Here is a 6,220-nt window from a genome sequence, read left to right as displayed (position 1 = left end):
GAGGACTCGAAGTTGGCGGCGGTGGCGACAGCGGCGGTACCAAGGCCCACCACCGGGGCGGTGACCGACTTGGTGAGCGTCTCGCCCACCCCGGACACCTTATCTCCTACGGCCTGGAGCTTATCACCCACCTGCCCGATTTTTTGAAGAGCGACAGACGAGTTTTCCGCCTGCCGCTCTAAATCTTTGAGTTTCTGTTCAGTCTCGATGATCTCTCGCTGGAGGGCGTCATACTGCGATTGGGTGATCTCCCCGTTGGCGAGGGCCTGATTCGCCTGCTCCGCAGCGGTTTTCAGCGTGGCCAGCTTCTCCTTAGTCTCGGAGACGGCCTCGCCCAGCAGCCTGTGTTTCTGCGCCAGCAGCTCCGTGTTACCGGGGTCCAGCTTGAGCAGCTTGTTCACATCCCGGAGGCTGCTCTGGGTGGTGGAGAGGGCCTTGTCCACATCCTTGAGAGCGGTGGTCAGCTTTGTGGTATCGCCGCCGATCTCCACCGTGATGCCCGCAATCCGTCTTGCACCCATAGGCCGTCACCTCCCATCAGAAGCGGTCAAAATCTTCCTGTGTTGCCAGGGTTGCGTACTTGCAGTCATCGTTTAGATGCTCCGCAAAAATGTCGTTGACCATGCCCACCGTTAGCAGGTCGAGGTCCCGGAGGGACAGCCCGACCTGCAAACAGCGGAGCAGGAACAACGGCGTGGTCATTTCGCGGTCAGTCGGGCGAAGTTTTTTTTAGACTGAACATCCGTCTGGACATTCAGGCCCCAAAGCTCAATGAGCTGGGGCAGCACCTGGTAGATGGAGAAGGTGTTGAACTGGTCCAGCCAATCCTCTGGGGAATCTGGGACGGCGGCGGGGTCAGCGTGTTTCGCCATGATGTAGGCGATGTTCTCGAACATCTCCAGAGAGAACATATCCAGCCCGGAGCTGCCCTCACTGTTGTCGCCCACGCTCTTTTCCAGAGCGGCGAGGTCCTTGTAGATGTCCCGGTGGAACTTCAGCCGGTAGATGCGGGGGATGGCGGCGCTGGCCTTGAAGGTGACCTGCTGGCCGTCAATCTCGATGGTGCGTTTGATACCCATAGTTCAGCCCTCCTTTAGCCCTGACCGCCAGCGGAGGCATCCTCGTCCACAGCCGGGGTGTCGGCGGGCTGGTACACGCTCTTGTACCAGTTGTTGTAGACGCTGGCCTTGGTGGAGTCGCCGGTCTTGGCCTTCACATAGCCGGTGGACAGAGGACGGGCCTTGACCGTCAGGGTCTCGGTCTGCACCTCCCGGCTCTCCTCGTTGGTCTTGGCAGAGATGGAGGGGCGGGAGGCGGAGCAGTTGTAGAGGACATGGCGGATCTTCCGCACATCGCCATCGAACTCGAACAGCAGGGCGAACTTGCCCGTTTCGCTGGCGGCGTTCTCCAGCAGGACGCTGTTGGCATCCGTGGTTTCCATGAGGATGTCGCGCCGGAAGGACTCCGGGATGAGGGCCAACTCCAGATCGCCGTCATAGCCCTGGTTGTTGTTGATGACGTAATACTCGATGCCGTCCGCATAGAAGCTCTCCGGCTCCCCCTCGGGGTCCAGGGACAGAGACACCGCGCCGGGGAGGGCCACGGGGGTCGCCCAGGTGTACTTCCCATCGTTGTCCTGGGACAGCGGAGCGTAGTGGACGTTGCAGATATTGAACTTGACCTTGTTGCGCTTATTGGTGCTGCTCATGCAGATACCTCCATTTCATAAAGGACCTCGTACAGCTTTTCGCTGTCGATCCACGTTTCGCCTTTGCCGTAAAAAATGCCGCCCTCGTCCAGAGCGGCCTCGATCTGCTCCTCCAGAGCCGGGTCCTTTTTGTCGGTGTAGACCTCGATATGGAGAACATCCTGCTTGAAGTAGGCCACCCCATCGGCAGCGAAGTTGTCGGCCTTGGGATAGCGGTACACCAGGAAGGGCGGGTCCGGCCCCTCGCCTTCGGCAAAGTGGTCATAGGCGAAGGGGGACCCCAGCCGCTCCAGCAGAGCGGGAACATCTGCTCTCGTCATCCTCTCAGCTTCCTTTCCACTATCCCCAGCAGCTCCTTCTCCGCCAGGGCCTCGCCGGGGGCGATGTGGGGGAATGCCCTCGTCCTGCCGCCGCCCCGCTTGGCATGGCCGTTCTCCAGCAGATGGGTCAGCCGGTAGTGTTTTGCCGAGTGGACAGTGTTCACCAGGGATTGGGCGGTCTCCTCCACCTTGGTAACCGTCCAGCTTGCTTTGTATTTGCCCGTCTTGACCGGGGCGCGGGACTGTATCTCGGCTTTCACATCCTCGCTGACGATGCGGACAGCCTCTTTGACCTCGTCTGAGGCCATGGACACATATTCCTCAAGCTGGGCCATGACCGCGCCGGGGAACTGGTCGATGGACACCCTGTCACGAGTCATATCCTCACCGCCTTTCACGCTGGGCGGTGATTTTCAGCCGTTCGTGCCGGAACTGCACATCGTCCACGCAGGTGATGTTGTAGACGGCCCCGCCGAACAGGATGCGGAACTTAGTGCTGTCCAAATCCCGGAGCCGCTCACACCAGCGCACCTCGAACACCAGGGTGTCGCTGCCCAAGGTCTGCCCTGCGGCCCCGTACTCCTTCCCGGAGGCGAGGTTGGCATAGGCGGCGCAGGACCAGTAGTCCACCCAGGCGTTGGTGTGGTTGCCGATGGCGTCCGTCTGCACCACGGCCTGCTGGATGGTGATGCGGGAGCGCAGCTTGGAAATCTCCATCAGAACGCCACCTCCCGCTCTGTTGCGAGAATGTAGCGGAGCATCCGGGTCAGCTCGTCCATGTCGGCATTCTCCCGGTGTTCGTAGAGGTAGGCCACAGCGAACAGCACCGCCACTTTGCTGATGGGGACAGGCTCCACGGCCTTGCGCAGCGTACCCTCGCAGAGCGTTTCCGCCGCCCGGATGAACTTCCGAATGATGGTGTCATCATCGTCATGGTCTACCCGGAGGTACTTCTTGGCCTCCTTCAGAGAAACGAGCATAGCGTTACCCCCTCTAAATCCGGGGGTCCCGGCAGATACACCACCGGGACCCCCGGCAAATCACTTCGCGGCAGTGCTGGCCTTGATGGTCAGGAGCTGCACCGCCTCCGGCAGCACCAGCTTGCCGTCCACCCGCTCCTTGGCCACAAAACCCACCATGCCGTTTCCGGCAAACAGCTCCTTCAACTCGGCGAAGGAACGGGTCCCCCGGTCGCCGATGTTGTAGTAGCTGAAATCGCCGAAGGCGATGGCGGGCTTTCCAGCGGTGACGGTGGGGAAATAGGGAGAGGTGTGGATGGCGTAGCCGAACAGACGGTCCGGCTCTCCGGCCTGGTAGGAGGGCTGCCAGAGGTACTGGCCATTGTTGTCCTTCAGCTTGCGCAGGACGGCCAGCGTCTGGTCGTTGGTGAGGAAGGCGGCGTTCTTGCGGTAGGGCCGCTTGAGGGCGTAGACCAGGTCGATGACCTCGTCCGCCGCGATGGAGGCCCCGGCGGTGGTGACGGCGGTCTGCGCCCCGCCGGTCGCCGCCAGCAGGCCCAGGGGCTTGCCAGTGCCGTCCCCGTTGAGGAAGGCATCCTCCTCGGCGTTGCCCAGGGCCTTGGCGAACTGGGCGATGATGTAGCTCTCCAGGCCGAAGGCGTTGTCGTAGAGCAGCTCCTCGGTGACCTTCACCGCCACATGGAGCTTGTGGGCGTCCAGACTGATCTGAGCGAAAGTGGCGTCCCCGAAGGTGAGCGCGCCGCCCTCGTCGATCCACGCGGCGGCGGGCTTGGTAGCGGCGATGTTGATCTTGTGTTCCCCGCTGGTGGTGATGCGGTGGCCCAGCCTGCGCATGATGTTCTCCTCGGTCAGCCCATCAATGAGCCGGGAGTCGTACTCCTCCGGCACCAGGTAGCCGCCGTTGGCGTCGATGCCCTCCTGGAGGACGTTGCTCACCTGGCGGAAGTTGGTGCGCAGAGCGGTGAGCATGGCCTCCTTGTAGGCTTTGGATGCACGCCCTGTCTTGGGCTCGTCCGGGTCGCCAGAACCCAGGGGCTTGCCGGTGAGGGGGCTGGCGGTGGGCCTGGACAGCTCGGCGTCCAGAGCCTCCTGCCGCTCCAGACGGGCGATCTCCTTGCCTAGGTCGGTGATGTCCTGCTCCATCTTGGTGTAGGCGGCATCGTCCTCGGCGGACAGGACGCCCTTCTCGTTGCGGCGGCTGTCCAGGAAAGCCTTTGCAGCCTCCCACGCCTTGGCCCGCTTCTCGCGCAGTTCCTGAATGGTCATGATGTGATCCTCCTTAAAATTTCAAAAGTTCAAGCCGCTCCATCAGCGTGTCGATGGAACGGCCTGTGGGTGTGGGATGTTCAATTTTGCATTTCTGGGCGATCTTCCCCATGAGGGAATTGACCACCGCCGCCTGAGAGAACAGCGCCGAGCCAGCGGGCGGGGCCTCGTCCCCGGCATCGATGCGGGACAGGATGCCGTCCGCAAAGCCCAGCTCCACCGCTTTGTTTGCGTCCATCCAGGTTTCCGTATCCATGAGGTGGGACAGCTTGGCGCGGGACAGGCCAGACTTGATCTCGTAGGCGTTGATGATAGAGTCCTTCACGGTTTCCAGCATGGCGATGGCTCTCTCCATCTCCCCGGCATCGCCCCAGGCGATGGTAGCGGGGTTGTGGATCATCATGGTGGACACCGGGGACATCAGCACCTTGGTGCCAGCCATGGCGATGACCGAGGCCGCGCTGGCGGCGATGCCGTCGATCTTCACGGTCACATCGTGGGGGTAGTCCATAAGCATATTGTAGATTTGGGCCGCAGCCACACAGTCACCGCCGGGGCTGTTGATCCAGACGGTGATGTTGCCTTTCCCGGCCATCAGCTCGTATTTGAACAGCGCCGGGGTCACGTCATCGTCATACCAGCTATCCTCGGCGATGGTGCCGTTGAGGAACAGCGTCCGTTCCTCCGGGGCCGTCTCCGTCGCCGCCTTCACTTTCCAGTTCCAGAATTTTTTCATGGTCATCTTCCTCCTCTCTCGAAGTAGTCATATTTGCAAAGGCTCCGGCATCTCGCAGCGGGAGCATATTGCCGTTGATGAGGTACAGGTCGCCGCCCTCCTCGGCGGGGATACGGTCCAGGTTCTCCAACTCCCGAATGTCATTAGCCGACATCCAGCCATTCTGACGGGCGGTAGCGTAGCCGTTCATCCGGCTCTGGTAGTCGCCACGGAGTAGCCCCTCCAGATTGAACTTCACGAAGTAGGCGGATTTCTCCTCCTGGGTGAGTAGCGTCCGATGGATGGACTGCTCCCAGCGGATCACCCACGGCTCCAGCGTATACTTCACGAACTCCAGCGACTGCTGCTCAATATTGGAAAAGCTCGACTTTTCCAGGTCGCCCACCATGTGGGGCGGCACTCGGAAAATTCGAGCGATCTCATTGATTTGGAATTTTCTTGTTTCGAGGAATTGAGCCTGCTCCGGCGAGATGCCGATGGGCGTGTACTTCATGCCCTCCTCCAGAACGGCGATCTTGTTGGCGTTGCCGCTGCCGCCGAAGGTGGACTGCCAGCTCTCCCGAACCCGCTGGGGGTCCTTGATGGTGCCGGGGTGTTCCAGGACGCCGCCCGGAGCCGCGCCGTTGGCGAAGAACTTAGCGCCGTACTCCTCGCAGGCGATAGCCATGCCGATGGCGTTCTTTGCCATAGCGATGGGCGAGTAGCCCACCAGCCCGTCAAAGCCCAGGCCGGGGATGTGCAGCACATCCGAGGGCCGGAGGATAACGGTCTGGCCTTTGGAGCGGATGGCCTCATCATTGCTCCGCTGGTAGCTATAGTAGAGCTGGCCCCGCTCGTCCCGGTCTACCGTCATTTTGTTGGGCATGAGGGGGTACAGCGCCACCACCTCGCCCTTGCCGTTTCGGATGACTTGTGCGTAAGCGTTGCCCCAGAGAAGCAGGTGGGTCATGAGCGTTTCCCGGAACACAAAGGAACTCATCTCCGGGTTCGGCTCGTCATGGAGCAGGAGGTACAGTGGGTGGTCGATGGCCTTCTCCTTACCGCCGTCCTCAGTGTAGCGGTAGAGGTTCAGCGGCAGGCCAGCCACTGCCTCCGCCAAGATGCGGACGCAGGAATACACCGCCGTCATCTGCATGGCGCTCCGCTCGGTGACGGCCTTGCCGGAGGTGGAGCCGCCGAAGTAGAAGGTGTAGCCGCTCCCGGCGGTGCG

General features: G+C 61.5%; 10 protein-coding genes and 1 pseudogene. All 11 read right to left on the bottom strand.

Going from position 1 to position 6,220, the window contains the following annotated elements:
- Positions 1–521: pseudogene (locus U8U68_RS21245) on the bottom strand (phage tail tape measure protein); the annotation flags it as partial.
- Between the two features lie 16 nt (positions 522–537).
- Positions 538–702 carry a hypothetical protein gene (locus tag U8U68_RS21240; RefSeq protein WP_322204373.1) on the bottom strand — a complete coding sequence of 55 codons (165 nt, stop codon included), beginning with the start codon at positions 700–702 and terminating at the stop codon, positions 538–540.
- A complete protein-coding gene (locus U8U68_RS21235) occupies positions 699–1,079 on the bottom strand; it encodes a hypothetical protein (protein ID WP_322204371.1) in 381 nt (126 codons plus the stop codon). Before U8U68_RS21235 ends, U8U68_RS21240 begins: the two co-directional genes overlap by 4 nt.
- A gap of 14 nt (positions 1,080–1,093) precedes the next feature.
- The gene (locus tag U8U68_RS21230; protein WP_322204369.1) at positions 1,094–1,708 is read right to left on the bottom strand and encodes a major tail protein; all 615 of its coding nucleotides are present in this window, start codon (positions 1,706–1,708) and stop codon (positions 1,094–1,096) included.
- Positions 1,705–2,028: a hypothetical protein gene (locus tag U8U68_RS21225; protein WP_322204367.1), complete on the bottom strand. Its 324-nt coding sequence runs from the start codon at positions 2,026–2,028 to the stop codon at positions 1,705–1,707. The genes U8U68_RS21230 and U8U68_RS21225 overlap by 4 nt, the downstream gene beginning before the upstream one ends.
- Positions 2,025–2,408, bottom strand: a complete 384-nt coding sequence (locus tag U8U68_RS21220) for an HK97 gp10 family phage protein (protein WP_322204365.1) — start codon at positions 2,406–2,408, stop codon at positions 2,025–2,027. Before U8U68_RS21220 ends, U8U68_RS21225 begins: the two co-directional genes overlap by 4 nt.
- Positions 2,409–2,412: 4 nt before the next feature.
- On the bottom strand, positions 2,413–2,745 hold the full coding sequence (locus tag U8U68_RS21215; protein ID WP_322204363.1) for a phage head closure protein: 333 nt from the start codon (positions 2,743–2,745) through the stop codon (positions 2,413–2,415).
- On the bottom strand, positions 2,745–3,008 hold the full coding sequence (locus U8U68_RS21210; protein WP_322204361.1) for a head-tail connector protein: 264 nt from the start codon (positions 3,006–3,008) through the stop codon (positions 2,745–2,747). Before U8U68_RS21210 ends, U8U68_RS21215 begins: the two co-directional genes overlap by 1 nt.
- A 60-nt stretch (positions 3,009–3,068) precedes the next feature.
- Positions 3,069–4,274: a phage major capsid protein gene (locus U8U68_RS21205; protein ID WP_322204359.1), complete on the bottom strand. Its 1,206-nt coding sequence runs from the start codon at positions 4,272–4,274 to the stop codon at positions 3,069–3,071.
- Positions 4,275–4,287: 13 nt separating this feature from the next.
- Positions 4,288–5,010 carry a head maturation protease, ClpP-related gene (locus U8U68_RS21200; protein ID WP_322204357.1) on the bottom strand — a complete coding sequence of 241 codons (723 nt, stop codon included), beginning with the start codon at positions 5,008–5,010 and terminating at the stop codon, positions 4,288–4,290.
- Positions 4,916–6,220 (bottom strand): phage portal protein (locus U8U68_RS21195; protein ID WP_322204355.1); only part of this gene is annotated, 1,305 nt, incomplete at its 5' end. The genes U8U68_RS21195 and U8U68_RS21200, both read right to left, overlap by 95 nt.

It is taken from the genome of Acutalibacter intestini, from assembly GCF_034334985.1.
In the GTDB taxonomy this organism is placed as follows: Bacteria; Bacillota; Clostridia; order Oscillospirales; family Acutalibacteraceae; genus Acutalibacter; species Acutalibacter intestini.
Note: the sequence above shows the minus strand (reverse complement) of the source record. Positions and strands in the feature narration are given on the sequence as shown.